Below are 16107 nucleotides of genomic sequence, written 5' to 3' on the forward strand. Positions count from 1 at the left end.
GTCAGGGTTCAGGCGCTGTTCGGCTTGCCTTTCGTGAACAGCCAGGTGTGGAACAGCCCGTCCAGCGGCTTCCCCGAGATCCGCTCGGCCAGCCGCTCGAACTGCGCCGTCGTGCCGTGGCCGCCGCGGTGACCGGCCGCCCAGGCGCGCAGGATCCGGAAGAAGTCGTCGTCGCCGACGGTCCTGCGCAGTTCTTGCAGGGTCATGGCGCCACGGGCGTAGACGGGGGTGTCGAAGATGTTCTCGGCGCTGCCCGGGTCGCCGGGCGGGAAGGCCCACAGGTGGTTGCCCGCCGGCCGGGCGTAGAGGGCGTCGAAGGTCTTCTGCGCGCTGTCGCCGCCGTGTTGCTCGGCGTACAGCCACTCGGCGTAGGTGGCGAAGCCCTCGTTGAGCCAGATGTCCTTCCAGGCGGTCAGGGAGACGGAGTCGCCGAACCACTGGTGGGCACTCTCGTGGACGAGGGTGCTGATGTCGGGTGCGGAGTCGTACAGCGGCCTGGTCTGGGTCTCCAGGGCGTAGCCGACGTTCGCGTGGTCGACGATCGCCCCGGCGGAGCGGAACGGGTACGGCCCGAACAGCCGGCTCTCCCAGCGCAGGACGGACGGCAGCTTCTTCAGCGCCGGGGCCGCCGCGCTCGCCTCGCGCGGGTCGACGGCGTTGTACACGCGCAGCCCGTCGCGGGTGGTGTACTGCTCGACCTTGAACTTTCCGACCGTGGCGGTGGCCAGGTAGGCGGCCATCGGCTGGGTCTCGCGCCAGCGGAAGGTCGTACGGCCGTGCGCGGTGTGCTGCCCGAGCAGGACGCCGTTGGCCACCGCGGTGCGTCCCTGGGGGACGGTGATGGTGAAGTCGTACGACGACTTGTCCTTCGGGTGCGCGTTCGCCGGGAACCACGTCATCGCGCCCTGCGGCTCGCCCGCGACGAACGCGCCGTCGTCGGTGGGGATCCAGCCGTCCGCGCTGCCGTCGGGGTCGGTGACCGGCTTCGGGGTGCCGTCATAGGCGACGGCGACCACGAAGTCGCGGTCCGCGCTCAGGGCGTGACGGGGGGTGACGACGAGTTCCTGGCCGTCGCGCCGGAAGGCGGCGGGCCGCCCGTCGACGGTGACGCCGGTGACCTTCAGGCCCTTGAGGTCGAGGTCGAAACGGCTGAGGTCCTGGGTGGCGCGGGCGGCGAGCACGGCGCTGCCGTCGAGGTGCCGGGAGGAGGTGTCGTAGCGCAGTGTCAGGCCGTAGTGCCGGACGTGGTAACCGCCGTTGCCGCTGAGCGGGAAGTAGGGGTCGCCCGCGCCGGACGCGCCGGGCGTGCCCGCCGCCGTGGGTCCGGCGGCACCGAGGAGCGCGGCCACGGCGACGGGGACGGCGGCGAGGACCGCCTCGCGGCGCAGTACGGCGGTACGGCGCGGGGCGGGCTGTCTGCGGGGTGGCGTCACGGGCGCTCCTCGGGGGGTGGCTGGTGATCGGCTGGCCGACAGACTAGGGGTGCCGGTGGGGCGGAATCCCTCTCCTTGCGGTCAAGTCTCGCCGCGTTGCCGCCCAGGAGGCCAGGCGGGCCGACGTACGCTCACAGGACCGTCCGCCGTCCCGACAGGGAGTGACGACCGTGAGCGTGCGCGTCCGCCGGATCTACGATCCGCCCGAACCCGACGACGGCCTGCGCGTGCTGGTCGACCGTCTGTGGCCGCGCGGCCTCGCCAAGGACGAGGCACACGTCGACGACTGGCCCAAGGCGCTGACGCCCTCCACGGAACTGCGCAAGTGGTTCCACGGCGGCGGCTCGTACGAGGAGTTCAGGAGCCGCTACGAGGCGGAGCTCGACGCGCCCGAGGCCGCCGAGCTCGTCGACGGTCTGCGCGAGGCAGCCCGCGGGAAGCGCGTGACCCTGCTGACCGCGTCCAGGACGCCGGAGCAGAGCCACGCGCAGGTGCTGCTGGAGCTGCTGAGGAGCTGAGGTCAGCCCGTGTGCCGGGCCGCGTGCCGGCCCGCGGCCCGGCCCGAGAACAGGCAGCCGCCGAGGAACGTGCCCTCCAGCGCGTTGTACCCGTGCACACCGCCGCCGCCGAAGCCGGCCACCTCGCCCGCCGCGTACAGCCCGTCCACCGGCGTGCCGTCGGCGGCCAGGGCGCGGGAGTCGAGGTCGGTCTGGATGCCGCCGAGGGTCTTGCGGGTCAGCACGTGCAGCCGGACCCCGATGAGGGGGCCCGCGGCCGGATCGAGCAGCCGGTGCGGGGCCGCGACCCGCCCGAGGCGGTCGCCGATGTACCGGCGGGCGTTGTGGATGCCCTGGACCTGGGAGTCCTTGCCGTACGGGTTGGCGATCTGCAGGTCACGGGCGGCTATCTGGCGGCGCACCTCGGCCGCGTCCAGCAGCGGCTTGTCGGTGAGGGCGTTCATCTTGCCGACGAGCTGCTCCAGACTGCCGGCGGTCACGAAGTCCGCGCCCTTGTCGACGAAGGCCTGCACGGGTGCGGGCGCACCCTTGCCGAGCAGCCGGTCGCGCAGGACGGCCCCCCGGTCCTTGGCGGTGATGTCGGGGTTCTGCTCGGAGCCGGAGAGTGCGAACTCCTTCTCGATGATCTTTCGGGTGAGGATGAACCAGGAGTGGTCGTACCCGGCGATGTCCTCGGTGGTGCGCAGGTACTTGAGGGTGTTCAGCGTGTCGTAGCCCGGCAGGCAGGGGTCGGGCAGGCGGCGGCCGAGGGCGTCCAGCCAGATGGAGGACGGGCCGGGCAGAATGCGGATGCCGTGGCCGGGCCAGATCGGGTCCCAGTTCTGCAGGCCCTCGGTGTAGTGCCACATGCGGTCCCGGTTGACCAGCCGGACGCCCGCCCCGGCGCTGATGTCGAGCATCCGGCCGTCGACGTAGGCCGGGACGCCGGTGACCATCTCGGCCGGCGGGGTGCCGAGCCGCGCGGGCCAGTAGCGGCGGACGATGTCGTGGTTGGCGCCGATACCGCCAGTGGTGACGACGACCGCCTGGGCGGTGAGTTCGAAGTCGCCGACGCGGTCGCGGTTGGAGGCGACACCGCGCGCCGAGCGGTCCTCGGCGAGCACCGTGCCGCGCACCCCGCGGGCGGCGCCGTCCTCGATCACCAGCTCGTCGACCTGGTGGCGGTGGTGGAAGGTCAGCAGTCCGTCCCGGGCGGCCTGCCGGGCGTACTTCACGAACGGCTCGACCACGCCGGTGCCGGTGCCCCAGGCGATGTGGAAGCGGGGTACGGAGTTGCCGTGGCCGGTCGCCCTGAGGTCACCGCGCTCGGCCCAGCCGACGGTCGGCAGCAGCTCGATGCCGTGCCCCTTGAGCCAGGACCGCTTCTCGCCGGCCGCGAACTCGACGTAGGCGCGGGCCCAGCGCACCGCCCAGGAGTCCTCGTCGTCGAGCCGGTCGAACTGCGCGCTGCCCTGCCAGTCGCTCCAGGCGAGGTCGAAGGAGTCCTTGATGCCGAGCCGGCGCTGCTCCGGGGAGCCGACGAGGAACAGCCCGCCGAGGGACCAGAACGCCTGGCCGCCGAGGTTGGCGGCGTTCTCCTGATCGACCAGGGCCACTCGGCGGCCCCGGCTGGTGAGCTCGTGCGCCGCGACCAGGCCGGCGAGGCCGGCCCCGACGACGATGACGTCCGCGTCCATCCTGACTGTGTCCTTCCTGAGGGTCCTCGTGCGGGGGTCCTGCGGGGTCATGTGGTGACACCGCCGCCGTGCGTGAGCAGGGCGGTGAGCAGCTGTTTGAGCCACGCCCGGGCGGCCTCGACGTCCCTGTCCAGCAGCAGCTGGGTGGTGACCCCGTCGTACGCGGCGACCACGGCGTGCGCGGCGCCGTCCACGTCCCCGAGCACGGCGGGCAGTGCGGTGTGGCCGCGGGCCCGGAACAGCCGGTCGGCGACGGCCTCCCGGAGCCGGGCGCGGTGGTCGAGGAGGGCCCGCGCGACCTCGGGGTCGCGGGCTGCGTGCACCAGGAAGTCAGTCTTCACCAGCAGCCAGTCCACGTCGAGCAGCAGCACCTCGGTGACCCGGTCCACGGCGGCCGGCACGTCGAGTCCGGGGCCGTCCTGGGCGAGCGCCTCGGCCACCTGGGAGGCGATGAGGTCGGCGCGCTCCTGGTAGAGGGCGAAGAACAGCTCGTCCAGGGTGGCGAAGTTGGAGTAGAAGGCGCCGCGGCTGAAGCCGGCGGCCTCGCAGACCTCCTCGATGGAGACCCGTCCGAAACCCTTGGCCGCGAACACCTCGAACGCCGCCTCGAGCAGCCGGGCCCGGGTGCGGACCCGGCGCCGGGTGACGCGCTTGGCTGTGTCCTCCATCAGGGCCGACCTCCGTTCGATACAAGAATGTATCGGATACATCGATGTATCGAAAGCCTCTGGGCAACGGACCTGCGAGCCACATCGAAAAGGGAACGTATTTTCGATTGAGGGGTACGCTGGGCTCATGTCCACGCACCTCCAGGGCTCCCTGTTCGACCAGACCGACGAGCTCCGGCTCGGCCCCCTCGACGGGCTGCGCCGGACCGAACTGGACGCCGGGGCCTGGATCGACGTACTGCCGGGCTGGCTCGGCGGGGCCGACGCGCTGTTCGAGAAGCTGGCGGCGGACGTGCCCTGGCGCGCGGAGCGCCGCAAGATGTACGACAGCGTGGTGGCCGTACCGCGCCTGCTGGCCTTCTACGCGGCGCACGACCCGCTCCCCCACCCGGTGCTGGACGAGGCCCGTGACGCCCTGTCCCGGCACTACGCCGAGGAGCTCGGCGAGCCGTTCACCACCGCCGGGCTGTGCTTCTACCGCGACGGCCGGGACAGTGTCGCCTGGCACGGGGACCGGATCGGGCGCGGCGCCCGCGAGGACACGATGGTCGCGATCCTCTCGGTGGGCGCGCCCCGGGACCTGCTGCTGCGTCCGGCCGGCGGGGGCGGTACGACGCTGCGGCGTCCGCTCGGGCACGGCGACCTGATCGTGATGGGCGGCTCCTGCCAGCGCACCTGGGAGCACTGCGTCCCGAAGACCGCCCGGGCGGCCGGGCCGCGCATCAGCATCCAGTTCCGGCCGCACGGCGTGCAGTGACGCGGACCCGGTCGTGCGGAGCACCGGCGCATCTGGTTGGCTGTCCCCGACGGTCAGCCGCACAGGGCTCGGAGAGATCATGCGGGCAGAGGTACGCCAAGTCGCCGACGGCACCTACCTGGTGCACGGCAACAACGTCAACTGGGTGATCCTCAAGGAGGGCGACGCCGTCACACTCGTGGACACCGGCTACCCCGGGGACCGCGAGGGGGTCCTGGAGTCCCTCGCCGCCGTGGGCAGTTCACCGGAGGCGGTCGCCGCCGTACTGATCACCCACGCGCACAACGACCACCTGGGCTCGGCGGAGTACCTGCGCACCACCCACGGCACGCCCGTCTATCTGCACCCGGCCGAAGTCCCGCACGCGCGCCGGGAGTTCCTGCAGCAGGCCACCATCGGAGACGTGGTGCGCAACGCCTGGCGGCCCGGTGTCGTGCCGTGGGCGGTGCACGTGATCCGTGCGGGCGGCACCGACCACAACCCCGTCACCGCGCCCGAGCCGTTCCCGGCCGAGGGCCCGCTGGACCTGCCCGGCCGTCCCGTGCCCGTGCACACCCCGGGCCACACCGACGGCCACTGCGTGTACCACCTCCCCGGGGCGGGCATCGTCATCTCCGGCGACGCACTGGTCAGCGGCCACGCGACCTCGCGGATCAAGGGCCCGCAGATCCTGCCCGACTTCTTCCACCACGAGCGCGCCGGGGTCGTGGCCTCCCTGGAGCTGATCGGCGCGCTGGACGGCGACACCCTGCTGCCCGGCCACGGCCCGGTCCACCGGGGTCCGGTGCGCGCGGCGGCCGAACAGGCCCGGGACCGGGCCTCCTAGAACGGCGCGCCCGGGCCTTAGGGTTCGTGCCATGGCCTTGCAGATCAGCGCCACGAACCCGGAGCACCCCGCGCTCCTGCTCGCCCTGCCCTGGGACGTGCCCCTGGAGGAGTGGCCCGAGGAGTACCTCGTGCCACTCCCGAGGGGCATCTCCCGGCACGTCGTGCGGTACGCGCACGCCGGCGACGAGGTGATCGCCGTCAAGGAGCTGGCCGAGCGGCCCGCGTTGCGCGAGTACGAGCTGCTGCGCGACCTCGACCGGCTCGGGATCCCCGCCGTGGACCCGCTCGCCGTGGTCACCGGCCGTACCGAGCGATCGGGCGCCCCGCTGGAGCCGGTGCTGATCACCCGGCACCTGCGCGGCTCGATGCCGTACCGCTCGATGTTCGAGACGACCATGCGCCCGGCGACCATGCACCGGCTGATGGACGCCCTCGCCGTGCTGCTGGTCCGCCTCCATCTGGCCGGGTTCGCCTGGGGCGACTGCTCGCTGTCCAACACCCTGTTCCGGCGGGACGCGGGCGCCTACGCCGCCTATCTGGTCGACGCCGAGACCGGCGAGCTGCATCCGCGGCTGAGCCCCGGGCAGCGGGAGTACGACCTGGATCTGGCCCGGGTGAACATCAGCGGCGAGCTGCTGGACCTGGAGGCCTCCGGGGCGCTGCACCCGTCCGTCGACCCGGTGGAGTTCGGGCACGAGATCTGCACCCGGTACCAGGGCCTGTGGCAGGAGCTGACCCGCACCTCGGTGTATCCGGCGGGCAAGTACCACTACATCGAGCGCCGGATCCGCCGGCTCAACGAACTCGGCTTCGACGTGGCCGAGATGCAGATCGAGCACTCCTCGGGCGGCGACACGGTCACCTTCGTGCCGAAGGTCGTCGACGCCGGCCATCACCAGCGCCAGCTGCTGCGGCTGACCGGCCTGGACGCCGAGGAGAACCAGGCGCGGCGGCTGCTGGGCGACCTGGAGAGCTGGATGGCCACCCAGGACGACTACGCCCCGGGCGACCCCCTCGCCGCCCGCCCCGAGGTGCTGGCCCACCGCTGGGTGCGGGACGTCTTCCGGCCCACCGTGCGCGCCGTGCCGCTTCGGCTGCGCGGTTCCATGGACCCGGCCGAGATCTACCACCAGCTCCTCGAACACCGCTGGTACCTGTCCGAGCGCGCCCAGCACGACCTGGGCCTCGACACGGCCGTCAAGGACTACATCGAGAACGTCCTGCCCCAGACGCGCGCGACGCTGGAGCCCACCGACGCCGAGTAGCTCACTCGTGCGGGACCACGGCGACCGGGCAGTCGGCGTGGTGCATCACGCCGTGCGCCACCGAGCCGATCCGGCCCCCCACGGCGGTGCGGTGCGCCCGGCGTCCGACGACCACCAGCTGGGCCCGGCCGGCCATCGACACCAGCACCTGGCCGGCGCTGCCCAGCTCGACGTGCTCGGTCACGGGCACCTCGGGGAACCGCTCGCGCCACGGCCGGAGCGCCTCGGTCAGCGCCTGCCTCTCGTAGGGCTCCAGACCGCCCGCGTCGTCGAGGAGCTTGAGCGAGCCGGGGCTGTAGGCGAAGACCGGCGGCAGGGTCCACGCCCGTACGGCCCGGACGGTGGCGCCCCGGGCCGCCGCGGTCTCGAACGCGAACCGCAACGTGGCCGCGCTGTCCTCGGGGTCGCCGTGCTGGCCGACCACGACGTCCCGCCCGGCCGCCTCCGCCATGGGCTCGTCCCCGGCGCGCACCAGGACGACCGGCCGGGTCGTCGCCGCGATCACCTGCTGGCCGACCGAGCCCAGCAGGAACCCGAGCACGGTTCCGTGCCCGCGCGAGCCCAGCACCAGCATCTCGGTCTGAGCCGCCGCGGCGGCCAGCGCGTGCGCCGGATCGCCCTCGACGACGTCCACGCTCACCTCAAGGCCCTGGTGCCGCCCGGAGACGGCGCGCACGGCCTCCGCCACGCCCTCCGCGACCCACCCGCGCTGGGTCTCCCGGTCGGCGGTGGCGAGGGACTCGGCGTAGCGCCAGGCGTGCACCACGCGCAGGGGCAGCCCGCGGCGGACGGCCTCCCGGCCGGCCCAGTCCAGCGCGGCCAGGCTCTCGTCCGTGCCGTCCACCCCTGCCGTGATCGGGCGTGTCATGCGTGGGCCTCCTCGTCGTCGCCGCTCTCCGGTGCTGGTGCCCACTATCGGGCACCGTCGCGCACGGGCACGACGATCCGGTGTGCACTGCACGGGCTGGGTCATCGTCCGCGGGTCCCGGCCGAGCGCCGCGCAGTGGGTGTCGAGGACACGGACGCGTCCGGCGAGAGTTCCGGGCAGTTGGGCGGGGCCCGGGGACGGCACGGCTGTGGAGCGGGAGCAGGTGGGCGTCGGCCGGCGGGGCCGGGGGCGCTCGACCGGGTCGTGGTGAACGACGCCGGGGACGAGCCGGGATCCGGCCCGCGCCCGACCGGCGGCCCGGTCCGCCGTGCGCGCCGGGTGCCGGAGAGGAAGGCAGGTCAGCACCGGGCTGCGCCCCTGATGTCGCGACGACCAGGCGGCCGAGGCGGCCCGGGAGCGCACCGCGTCCGGTGTCCCGGGGCGAATCGGCCCGATCGAACATACGATGAACACCGAAGCGGTGCGGTGGGCGGGCCCCGCGACGCCGGCCGCGGAACCGACGCTCGGGGTGGGAGACGTATGGCACAGGCCGCCGAAGCAGCGCGGACCGTCATCCTGACCGTGGACGACGACCCGGGAGTCTCCCGTGCCGTCGCCCGCGACCTGCGGCGGCGCTACGGCGAGTCGTACCGGATCGTGCGCGCGGAGTCCGGCGAGTCCGCGCTGGAGGCGCTGCGCGAGCTGAAGCTGCGCGGCGATCTGGTGGCCGTGATCCTCGCCGACTACCGCATGCCGCAGATGAACGGCATCGACTTCCTGGAGCGGGCGCTGGACGTCTACCCGGGGGCGCGGCGAGTGCTGCTCACCGCCTACGCGGACACCAACGCGGCGATCGACGCGATCAACGTGGTCGACCTGGACCACTATCTGCTCAAGCCCTGGGACCCGCCGGAGGAGAAGCTCTACCCGGTCCTGGACGACCTGCTGGACGCCTGGCGCGCCAGCGCCTACCGGCCGGTGCCCAGCACCAAGGTCGTCGGGCACCGCTGGTCGGCGCGGTCGTCGGACGTACGCGAGTTCCTCGCCCGCAACCAGGTGCCCTACCGCTGGTACTCGGTGGAGGAGCCCGAGGGGCAGCGGCTGCTCGCCGCCGCCGGGCAGGACGGACAGCGGCTGCCCCTGGTGATCACCCCGGACGGCAGCACACTGGTCGAGCCGGAGGCGCCCGAGCTGGCGGCGCGGGTGGGCCTGGCGACGACACCCACGGCCGACTTCTACGACCTCATCGTGATCGGCGGCGGTCCGGCCGGCCTCGGCGCGGCCGTGTACGGGGCGTCCGAGGGGCTTCGGACCGTGCTCGTCGAGCGTTCGGCGACCGGCGGGCAGGCCGGGCAGAGCTCCCGCATCGAGAACTACCTGGGCTTCCCCGACGGAGTCTCCGGCGCCCAGCTCACCGGCCGGGCCCGCCGGCAGGCCGCCAGGTTCGGCGCCGAGATCCTGACCGCGCGGGAGGTGACCGCGCTGGAGGTCAACGGCGCCGCCCGGGTCGTACGGTTCGCGGACGGCTCGGCGATCGCCGCGCACAGCATCATCCTGGCCACCGGCGTGCAGTACCGGCAGCTGGAGGCCGCCGGCTGCACCGACCTGACCGGCTGCGGGGTGTTCTACGGCTCGGCACTGACCGAGGCCGCCTCCTGCCAGGGGCAGGACATCTACATCGTCGGCGGCGCCAACTCGGCGGGCCAGGCGGCGATGTACCTGTCCCGGGGCGCGAAGTCGGTGACGCTGCTGGTGCGCGGCCCCGACCTGTCCGCCTCGATGTCGTACTACCTGATCCAGCAGATCAACGAGGCGCCGAACATCTCGGTGCGCCCGCACACGGTCGTGGACGCGGCGCACGGCGCGGACCACCTGGAGCAGCTGACGCTGCGTCACACCGTGACCGGGGAGAGCGAACGGGTCGACGCGCAGTGGCTGTTCGTCTTCATCGGCGCCGCCCCGCTGACCGACTGGCTGGGCGACGCGGTGCTGCGCGACGGGCGCGGGTTCATCCTGGCCGGGCCCGATCTGACCGCCGACGGGCGGCCGCCGGCCGGCTGGGAGCTGGACCGGCCGCCGTACCACCTGGAGACCAGCGTGCCCGGTGTGTTCGTGGCGGGTGACGCCCGTGCCGAGTCCGCGAAGCGGGTCGCGTCCGCCGTCGGGGAGGGCGCCATGGCCGTGATGCTCGTCCACCGGTATCTGGAGCAGTCATGAACGATCTGGAGCAGTCATGAGCGGTCGGATCATGCCGTGCAGCCCCCGGGAGATCGGCTCGCTGTTCCTGTTCGAGAAACTGAGCCCCGAGCAGCTCGGCCGGCTCTGCAGCGAGGGGCGGGTGGAGCGGTTCGACCCCGGCCCGGTGTACACCGAGGGCGACCCCGCCACCTGCTTCTTCTCGATGATCGAGGGCACGGTCGTGCTCTCCCGCCGGGTCGGCGGCGACGACGTGGAGGTCACCCGCACCTCGCAGCCCGGGGTGTACGCGGGCGCGATGCAGGCCTACCTCGGCGACCGGATGCGGCAGGTCTACAACAACTCGATGCGGGTGACGGAGCCGACGCGGTTCTTCGTGCTGCCGGCGGACATCTTCGCGGACATCATGACCGACTGGTTCCCGATGGCCGTGCATCTCCTGGAGGGCCTGTTCTTCGGGTCGAAGACCACCCAGGCGGCGATCGGGCAGCGGGAGCGGTTGCTGGCGCTCGGCTCGCTGTCGGCGGGGCTCACGCACGAGCTCAACAATCCGGCGGCGGCAGCGGTGCGGGCCACCGCGACCCTGCGCGAGCGGGTCGCGAAGATGCGGCACAAGCTGGCCGTGATCGCCGAAGGCCCCTTCTCCCGCGATCAGTTGGCGAGCCTCATCGAGATCCAGGAGCGCACCGCCGAACGGGTCGCCAAGACCCCGGTGCTCAGTCCGCTGGAGGCCGCCGACCGGGAGGACCTGCTCACCGACTGGCTGGAGGACCACGACATCGGCCAGGCCTGGCAGCTGGCCCCGGCCTTCGTGCAGGCCGGGCTCGACGTCGACTGGCTGGAGCAGGTCGAGGCGGCCGTCGACGAGGAGATCCTGCCCGGTGCGATCGGCTGGCTCAACTACACCATCGAGACCGAGCTGTTGATGACGGAGATCGAGGACTCCACCACCCGTATCTCGCATCTCGTCGACGCGGCCAAGCAGTACTCGCAGCTGGACCGCGCGCCCTACCGGGTGGTGGACGTGCACGAACTCCTCGACAGCACCCTGCTGATGCTGTCCGGCAAGATCGGCGCCGGGATCGAGGTCGTGAAGGAGTACGACCGCGCGCTCCCGCCGGTGCCGGCGTACCCGGCGGAGCTGAACCAGGTGTGGACGAACCTGATCGACAACGCGGTGTCCGCCGTCAACAGCGCGGGCGGCACGGGAACTTTGACCGTGCGGACCGGACTCGACCACGAGCAGCTGCTGGTGGAGTTCCGGGACACCGGGCCCGGCATCCCGGCCGAGATCAAGGACCGGATCTTCGACCCGTTCTTCACCACGAAACCGGTCGGCGAGGGCACCGGGCTCGGTCTGGACATCTCCTGGCGGATCGTGGTCAACAAGCACCACGGCACCCTGCGCGTGGAGTCGGTGCCCGGTGACACCCGCTTCCAGGTGCTGCTGCCCCTGACCCCCGACCTGTCCGAGTCGCCCGAGGAGCAAGCGGAGGAAACCGTATGAGCCCCACCGACAAGGCCGAGACGATCGACCCGGGCGTCCCGCCCAGCGGCCCCGGGTGCGTGGAGTGCGAGGAGGCCGGCGGCTGGTGGTTCCATCTGCGCCGGTGCGCGCAGTGCGGGCACATCGGGTGCTGCGACGACTCCCCCGCCAAGCACGCCACCGCCCACTACCACGCCACGGGGCATCCGGTGATCCGGAGCTTCGAGCCGGGCGAGGAGTGGTTCTGGGACTACGCCACGGACGAGTTGTACGCCTCGGGTCCGGAGCTGGCCCCGCCCGCCAGTCATCCCGCCGACCAGCCGGTGCCGGGCCCTGCCGGGCGGGTGCCGGTCAACTGGGCGGAGACGTTGCGGGGCTGAGCCGCGCATGGACACGGCCCGCGCCCCTTCGAGGGGCCGCGGCGCCCTCATCTGTGCACCGCCGTTGACCGGGCGGGACGAGGAACTCGCCCGGCTCATGGGCGTGCTGCAGCGTGCCCGGGGCGGTGCCGCGCGGACGGTGCCGGTCGCCAGGGGCGTGGGGGCCGGCCGGACACGACTGCTCGCCGTATCCGCTGGAGATGCGGTGTCCGCGGTCGCGGTGCCGTGCACGCTCGGCCAGTGGGACGGCTGATCGACACCCTGCCCCGCCGGGGCCGCCCGTCTGCCGCCACTTCGCGGACGCGGCCGGCGGAGCGTCGCCGACCGCCCGGGAACAGGACGTGCTGCGGCTCCTGGCCCGCGGCCGCAGCAACCCGCAGCAGGCGTGTCACCAACCTCCCGGCCGAGTACACCTAGTGCCGGGGCCCGATCGCGCCCGAGCCGCCCGGCGCGGGCTGAGCCGGGCCGGATCCGGGTCGCCGGGCGCAGTCGAGGCTGCCCGGATCGACGGCGTCGGCCAGTGCCCGCATTCCCTTGTCGTTGAGGTGGATGTGGTCACCGCCGTCGAACGTCGGCCGCAGCCGCGTGACGTGGTGGGGGTCGCGCAGGACGCGGTCCAAGTCGGTGACCGCGTCGAAATCCCGGCTGTTCCGCAGGTATCGGTTCACCTCGCGGCGCACGGCCTCGGCGGCCGGGTCCCATTCGGGCCAGCCCGCGAACGGCCCGACCGTGGCGACGACCACGCACTTCCCCGCCGCGTGCACCCGGTGGGCGATCTCCCGGTACCCGGCGATCAGGTCCCGGGCGGTGACGCCGGTGTGGGACTTGAGGTCGTTCACCCCTTCGAAGAGGAGGACGGTACGCACGCCGGGGAGCGAGAGCACGTCGCGGTGCAGCCGGTTCAGGGCACTCTGTCCGATGCCGTCCGCGAGCACCTTGTTGCCCGAGATGCCTTCGTCGGCGACGCCCCGGACTGCCGCGCGGGACACCGCCAGACGGCGGGCGAGGTAGTCCGGCCAGCGGTGGTTGCTGTCCGGGGTGGAGCGCCGGCCGTCGGTGATGGAGTCACCGAGCGCGGCCAGGGCCCCGGTGCCCGCCCGGGGCGGCCGTACGGACACGGCGTCGAGATACCACCAGGAGCCGGTGGTCCCGGTCCAGTTGGTGCCGCTCTCCTCGGCCGTGTGGTCGCCCGGGCCGGTGTAGGACGTCTGCATCGCCAGCCAGTGGCCGGTCGCCGGCCCTGCCGCGTCCGGGGTGTGCAGGCTGACGGCCAGATCGGTGCCGGCCGGCCAGGTGCCGGGCAAGGGGTCGCTCCAGGCGGCGGTGCCCTCGGGCACGGTGACCGTGCGCTCGCCGCCGAAGGTCAGCCGCCGGTTACTGCCGTGGCGCAGTGCGGCACCCTCGCCGCGCAGGCCGGCGTGGACGTCGTCCAGGGTCAGCGGACGGTCGCCGAAGGCGTTGGTGACGCGCACGCGCAGTCCGGTGCCGCCGACGCTGGTGTGGACGATGAGCCGGTAGTCCTGGCCGGCCGTGCCCTCGCCCACGAGGTCGGCGCTCGCCGCCCAGGTGACGACTCCGGAGGCGCGTTCCGCGGACTCGGGCGGGGCGGCCGCCCCGGTCGGCACGGGCTGGCAGGCGACGGCCGTGAGCAGGGCCGCGGCGACGCGGCAGAGGCGTCCGACGGGGCCGGTCACGGGGTGAGGTCCCGGAACGTGACGGATCCGCCGGGTCGCGTGCGGACCGCCGGGTACGTGCCTGCGTGTCCCACGGGGGTCATGGTCCCTCCGGCGCAGCGGATACGCACCCCGGACGGGCTTCCGCGCCCGTATGTGCCGGTCAGGGAACATCCACACCTCCAGGCATCCACACCTCCGGGCAGCCACGCCTCCGGCTGTCGCCCCGCTCTTGTCGGGGTTCCCGCACAGGGGCGGGGCCCCGCGCGTGGACCCCGGACATGCGGATGCCCCGCGCGGGGCGGGGCATCCGGGGGCGCGGCAGTCCGTCAGTGACGGGCGGCCGGCGTGTTGGCGGCGGTGACGTTGACCGCGGCCCACGCCTTGTCCACCGTCTTGTACTCGGTGCTGTTCGCGCCGTACAGGTCCTTGGCCGCCTTCAGCGTCGCGACCCGCGCGTCGTGGAAGCTGGTCGTGGAGACCATGTAGCGGGTGAGCGCACGGTAGAAGATCGCGGTGGCCTTGGTCCGGCCGATGCCCTTGACCGTGGAGTGGTTGTAGGTCGGGGAGTTGTACTTGACCCCGTTGATCGTCTTGCTGCCGCTGCCCTCCGCGAGGAGGTAGTAGGCGTGCGAGGAGACACCGGAACCGGCGTGCACCTCGGTGTAGTACGTGTCCGGCGACCAGTAGTCGATCGTGCCCTCGAGCTTGTCGAGCGAGGGGTGGTCGAGGCGGCGCAGGAACTTCTGCGCGAGGCCCAGCTTCTCGCCGATCAGGTAGTCCGGCGTGTCCTTCTTGTTGTTCGTGAAGAACTCGACGTTGGAGCCGAAGATGTCCGCGAGCGACTCGTTCAGCGCGCCGGGCTCACCGTACTGGTTGCCGTCGGAGTCGACGTAGGTCGGCTCCAGCTTCGCGGTCGCGTCCACCACGCCGTGCGTCAGCTCGTGGCCGGTGACGTCGAGGACGACGAGCGGCTTCTTGAAGGTCTGGCCGTCGCCGTCGCCGTACAGCATGCAGCCGCAGGTCGGGTCCCAGAAGGCGTTGGCGACCTTGTTGCCCCAGTGGACCATGCCCTCGGCGGCCTTGCTGTTGTTGGCGATGCCCTTGCGGCCGAAGGTCTTCTTGTAGAAGTCCAGGGTCTGGGTGATGCCGTACTGGGCGTCGGCCGCGGCGCTGGCCCGGTTGCTGGTCGTGCCGTTGCCCCACACGTTGGTGGTGCTGGTGAACTTGGTGCCCGCGCTGAACTTCTCGGTGTACTTGCCCTTGGCGTCCCGGGTCTCGGTGCCGTACCGGCTCGGGTCCTTGAGCTGGTAGTGGCCGCGCGAGGTCGCCGTGGTGGTCAGGCCGACGTTGCCCACGAAGAGGGTCTTGCCGGTGCCCTTGGCGGCGGACGGGTAGGTCGTGGCGCCCAGGCCGCCGGCGCCGAGCAGGCCGGCCTCGGGGGTGGCGGTGCCGGTGGCCGGGTCGGCCGTCTCGCCGTGCTTGCGCAGGCTCTCGAGCAGCTTCGGCGACAGGAACTCGTCGCTGTCGGGCGTGTTGCTGCGCACCTTGCCGGTGACGGCGTCGACGACGACGGTGCTGGTGCCCTGCTGGTCGGCCACCGTCACCTGGTAGGCGAGGGCGGAGGAGCCGCCACGCGCGTCGACGACGAGCTGGGCGCTGCCCGCGTCGCCCTTGGCGACCTGGGCGGCCTTGGCGGCGGCCTGGTCGGCCGTCAGCTTGGCCTGTGTGGTGGCCGGCTTCACCGCCTGCTGGGCCGCGCGGGTCACGCCCGTGTAGGCCAGCTCGTGGTCGAGGTGGACGATGAGGTCACCGCCGAGCACGGGCATGCCGTCGTGGGTGCGGACGAACCGGACGTGCCGGGCGCCCTCGGGGTCGAGCATCACGTCCTGGGCGTGCAGTTCGTCGCCCTGGGAGACGCCGGTGGCCGAGGCGTGGGCGAAGGCCGCGGTGCGCGCCGCCTCCGCTACCGCCGTGGCGTTCGTGGTGGCGGAGGCCGAGGACCGCTCCACCCCCGTGCTGGGACCCGCGAAAGCCGTGCCGGCCAGGCCCGTGGCAGCGGTCGTCACCGCGATGGCGACAGCGACGCTGCGTATGTGCGGTCTACGCAAGGATCAGGGTTCCTTCGTGCGAAGGCAGGAGGGGTCACCAACCGCCTTGAGGCATGACGCTGTTTCGCGCCACGGGGGCTGGTCGGGCCCCGAGGCGTAACCCTTACGGATCAGTCATGTGCACGTAAAGGCGGAATGATCGATTTCGCGACCTTCTATGACAATCCTTTACGAACGTGCGCCACAGAGTGATCACTGACTGACCAACTGTGTGTCGGCTGTGGAGACGTCGACTCAATCCCCTAGGT

The 16107-nt window shown here is 72.6% G+C and carries 14 protein-coding genes; 8 read left to right on the plus strand and 6 right to left on the minus strand.

Annotation, left to right across the window (positions count from 1 at the left end; translation table 11 throughout):
* Positions 1 to 8: 8 nt before the first annotated feature.
* A complete protein-coding gene (locus tag AB0D93_RS26745) occupies positions 9 to 1433 on the minus strand; it encodes a M1 family metallopeptidase (RefSeq protein ID WP_362123995.1) in 1425 nt (474 codons plus the stop codon).
* Between the two features lie 170 nt (positions 1434 to 1603).
* Here AB0D93_RS26745 and AB0D93_RS26750 point away from each other — a divergent pair, with 170 nt between their 5' ends.
* The gene (locus AB0D93_RS26750; RefSeq protein WP_362123998.1) at positions 1604 to 1951 is read left to right on the plus strand and encodes a DUF488 family protein; all 348 of its coding nucleotides are present in this window, start codon (positions 1604 to 1606) and stop codon (positions 1949 to 1951) included.
* A gap of 2 nt (positions 1952 to 1953) precedes the next feature.
* Here the strand turns inward: AB0D93_RS26750 and AB0D93_RS26755 are convergent, their stop codons facing one another.
* Together AB0D93_RS26755 and AB0D93_RS26760 are read right to left on the minus strand one after the other, a co-directional pair.
* Positions 1954 to 3627, minus strand: a complete 1674-nt coding sequence (locus tag AB0D93_RS26755) for an FAD-binding dehydrogenase (protein ID WP_362124001.1) — start codon at positions 3625 to 3627, stop codon at positions 1954 to 1956.
* 47 nt (positions 3628 to 3674) lie between these two features.
* Positions 3675 to 4295 carry a TetR/AcrR family transcriptional regulator gene (locus AB0D93_RS26760; RefSeq protein WP_362124004.1) on the minus strand — a complete coding sequence of 207 codons (621 nt, stop codon included), beginning with the start codon at positions 4293 to 4295 and terminating at the stop codon, positions 3675 to 3677.
* A gap of 127 nt (positions 4296 to 4422) precedes the next feature.
* Between AB0D93_RS26760 and AB0D93_RS26765 the strand changes: the two genes are divergently transcribed.
* From AB0D93_RS26765 to AB0D93_RS26775, 3 genes are all read left to right on the plus strand, one after another.
* Positions 4423 to 5052 (plus strand): alpha-ketoglutarate-dependent dioxygenase AlkB, encoded by a 630-nt coding sequence (locus AB0D93_RS26765; protein ID WP_362124007.1) that lies wholly within the window; start codon positions 4423 to 4425, stop codon positions 5050 to 5052.
* A 79-nt stretch (positions 5053 to 5131) separates the two neighbouring features.
* Complete coding sequence (locus AB0D93_RS26770) at positions 5132 to 5878, plus strand: MBL fold metallo-hydrolase (protein WP_362124010.1); 747 nt, start codon at positions 5132 to 5134, stop codon at positions 5876 to 5878.
* A 31-nt stretch (positions 5879 to 5909) separates the two neighbouring features.
* Complete coding sequence (locus AB0D93_RS26775) at positions 5910 to 7145, plus strand: DUF4032 domain-containing protein (protein WP_362124013.1); 1236 nt, start codon at positions 5910 to 5912, stop codon at positions 7143 to 7145.
* A 1-nt stretch (position 7146) separates the two neighbouring features.
* Here AB0D93_RS26775 and AB0D93_RS26780 read toward each other — a convergent pair whose 3' ends face one another.
* A complete protein-coding gene (locus tag AB0D93_RS26780; protein WP_362124016.1) occupies positions 7147 to 8013 on the minus strand; it encodes a universal stress protein in 867 nt (288 codons plus the stop codon).
* Between the two features lie 540 nt (positions 8014 to 8553).
* Between AB0D93_RS26780 and AB0D93_RS26785 the strand changes: the two genes are divergently transcribed.
* Genes AB0D93_RS26785 through AB0D93_RS26800 form a run of 4 tightly spaced genes read left to right on the plus strand, consistent with a single transcriptional unit; the run spans position 8554 to position 12328 of the window.
* Positions 8554 to 10230 (plus strand): FAD-dependent oxidoreductase, encoded by a 1677-nt coding sequence (locus AB0D93_RS26785; protein WP_362124019.1) that lies wholly within the window; start codon positions 8554 to 8556, stop codon positions 10228 to 10230.
* Positions 10231 to 10246: 16 nt separating this feature from the next.
* The gene (locus AB0D93_RS26790; RefSeq protein ID WP_362124022.1) at positions 10247 to 11716 is read left to right on the plus strand and encodes an ATP-binding protein; all 1470 of its coding nucleotides are present in this window, start codon (positions 10247 to 10249) and stop codon (positions 11714 to 11716) included.
* Positions 11713 to 12075, plus strand: coding sequence for a UBP-type zinc finger domain-containing protein (locus AB0D93_RS26795; protein WP_362124025.1), 363 nt, complete (start codon positions 11713 to 11715; stop codon positions 12073 to 12075). Before AB0D93_RS26790 ends, AB0D93_RS26795 begins: the two co-directional genes overlap by 4 nt.
* Positions 12076 to 12082: 7 nt before the next feature.
* Entirely contained in the window at positions 12083 to 12328 is a 246-nt protein-coding gene (locus AB0D93_RS26800) for a hypothetical protein (protein ID WP_362124028.1), read from the plus strand.
* 160 nt (positions 12329 to 12488) lie between these two features.
* Here the strand turns inward: AB0D93_RS26800 and AB0D93_RS26805 are convergent, their stop codons facing one another.
* Both AB0D93_RS26805 and AB0D93_RS26810 read right to left on the minus strand, forming a co-directional pair.
* Positions 12489 to 13700: an SGNH/GDSL hydrolase family protein gene (locus AB0D93_RS26805; RefSeq protein ID WP_362124400.1), complete on the minus strand. Its 1212-nt coding sequence runs from the start codon at positions 13698 to 13700 to the stop codon at positions 12489 to 12491.
* Between the two features lie 377 nt (positions 13701 to 14077).
* A complete protein-coding gene (locus tag AB0D93_RS26810) occupies positions 14078 to 15859 on the minus strand; it encodes a M4 family metallopeptidase (RefSeq protein ID WP_362124031.1) in 1782 nt (593 codons plus the stop codon).
* Positions 15860 to 16107 lie beyond the last annotated feature (248 nt).

The organism is Streptomyces sp. NPDC048191, assembly GCF_040652655.1.
Lineage (GTDB): Bacteria > Actinomycetota > Actinomycetes > Streptomycetales > Streptomycetaceae > Streptomyces.